We start from the raw sequence: 2,453 nt of genomic DNA, 5'->3' as shown, positions 1-2,453 counted from the left end.
AACTCATTTAAGGTTTCGCTTTACAACTTGCTAGGGTAGCAGATGAGGGCTTTTTATTTTTGTCTAAAACTATCATAACACTTTAAGAATAAATTGCAGGCTGCGATAATCAAAGCAATTACTTGATATTCAGTCATGACGTAATCACTCAACTTACAAATTTAAGTATAGTAAAAATGATTAGGTTGTCTTCTTTTCTTCTATACAAATAATCTTTCAAATATTCTATTACCTTTTTTATTTGGATGATGTTTAAATCCTAATTGCACTATTTCCACTACCTCCTGCTCTACTTATTTCTTTATCAATCTTCATATTCAATATTAGAAGTGTTCTCTTCAATATTTTTGATAGTTTCAAAAAATTTTATTTCTATATACTTCAAGCACTCTAATATTGCATCTTTAGATGTTCCTTGCGTTTTTTTGTTAAGATATAGATTTCATTTGCTTTAAGCAAGAAAAGGATTTATTTTTAGATGACAAATAGAAGTGAGTAAGGGGAATTCGCAGTTGTTGCAGTGAGTATATCTAGAAAGTTTGCATTAAAATTTATTAAATAACTCTAATTATTAAAGAAAGCGTTTTCTTTTACGGTATTTTCGTGATTTAATGAGCTTGTTGATAATACATATATCGATACTCTGTATAGAATGGGTAGTTTGGTAGAAAGACATAGTAGAGATTTTGGAGGTGAAAAAGAAATCAATGAGAAGAAGGAGGTTTGTTTTCGTAATATTTTGTTTAGTTTTTTTAATAACGATGGGGGGTGGATATTTTATTTTTTATTTTGAAAAGATACCAAACATATTGCAACATACAAATTCAGAAAAAATAGAGTTAAAACAAAATATGCAAGAAGAAGTTAAAATTTATGATGAAAAGATTGCTAATTTAGAAGATAAAAATAAATTGATAATAATGAACAGTCACGAACTATATTTATTGAATCAAGATAATATTTTGCTTTACTTTGGTAGGAATGACTGTTCAGTTTGTCAAGGTTTTCTTCAAACGCTAACGCCAATATTAGAACATACTGATCGAAAAATATATTATTTTGATACTAATGATAAGGATAATTTACATTATGAAGAGTTAATCAATGAATATGGCATCACACAAGTTCCAACTTTAGTAAGATTAAATCATTCAGAAGGTAAAAAAATAGTATTTAATCCTGAAAAAGATGGGCTTGCATCATTCATAAAAAAAGGAGTATGAAAATGAAAAAAAATATATTAACAGTATTATTAGCATTAACTTGTATTTTTACAATAGGTGGTATTACTGCAACTGCAGAAGTTAATGAAAAATTAACACCAGAAAACGAAGATATTATTTCTGTTGTTGAACAATATATTTATGTGGATAATGAAGGTAACAAGTATTTTGATATTGAGTCTGCAGAATTAGATGGTGTAGAGGATTATATTATCGAAATTGGCTATGTAATTGAATCATTTGACTCAACAGAAAGAAGTATAAGTGCTAGAGCAACATTTTTAATTTATGGCAACTATTGTGGTTATGGAAATGCAGGAAAAGGAAATATGCCTACTGATGATTTAGATACAGCATGTATGTATCATGATTACTGTTATATACATGGCGGAAATAATACAACTTGTAATAAAAATTTTCGGGCAAGATTGAAGGCTATTATGAATAGTACAAACAAGTTAAGTTATAAATATGCGGTTGCTGCAGGTGCATATGTTGTATTCAGTTGATGAATGAAAAAGTAAGGATTACTTTTTCAGTAATGACTATTTTATTAGGCATAGTTATGTTTCTTCAACAATCTTTTTTTTCATTAAGAATTCCTCTATCTGTTTTTACACCATTAATCGGTTCAATCGGACTATTAATAGCGATAAGATTGAGAAGAGGGACTTATAGGACAGTTATTCTTTTAGCAAATAGTATCATGATGTTAGTATTTCCGATATATTTAGTTCTCGTGTTTATCTTTCCGGCATTTTTTGTGTGAATAATAGCGAATCTATCAGAATGTCACCCTGCAAATCTTATGAAGTATTTTTTGTATAATCAATGATGAAGTTGATCATCAATCAAAATCAGATGATAGTAGATAAATTTAGTTAATATTCAGACCGACACTATAATTTTATAAAAAAGGCGACCTAGGTCTTTCTCTTTTTCGTGAAAGGCTGAAAATAGGTCGTCTTTTTGTTAGCAATAAAAGCTTTTAATGTCTTTTTTCTCGCAGGTAATTTAGCATCTTTACTTACAAGGAAGTTAAACAAATTTTCTCATTTTAAAGTGGTATATTTATCACTTCGCTTATGATTTGAATGCAAAAAGCTTGTGTTTTGCTACTTCTCTCTATTTGACCAAAATAAAAAAACGTTGATTGAACAACGTTTTTTCGGATTATTGTTTGTCTCAACAATATAAATATGGAGACGGCGGGAGTCGAACCCGCGTCCA

Annotated in this window: 2 protein-coding genes; both read left to right on the top strand. The window is 28.9% G+C overall.

Translation table 11 applies throughout. The features are described from left to right. Nucleotides 1-692 precede the first annotated feature (692 nt). The gene (locus tag RV17_RS12895; RefSeq protein WP_143139950.1) at nt 693-1,223 is read left to right on the top strand and encodes a thioredoxin family protein; all 531 of its coding nucleotides are present in this window, start codon (nt 693-695) and stop codon (nt 1,221-1,223) included. A 2-nt stretch (nt 1,224-1,225) separates the two neighbouring features. Continuing rightward, nucleotides 1,226-1,732, top strand: coding sequence for a phospholipase A2 family protein (locus RV17_RS12890; protein ID WP_067484033.1), 507 nt, complete (start codon nt 1,226-1,228; stop codon nt 1,730-1,732). Nucleotides 1,733-2,453 lie beyond the last annotated feature (721 nt).

Source organism: Enterococcus thailandicus (genome assembly GCF_001886265.1).
Classification (GTDB): domain Bacteria; phylum Bacillota; class Bacilli; order Lactobacillales; family Enterococcaceae; genus Enterococcus_B; species Enterococcus_B thailandicus.
The sequence above is the reverse complement of the archived record's forward strand: the minus strand, read 5'-3'. Positions and strand labels throughout refer to the sequence as shown.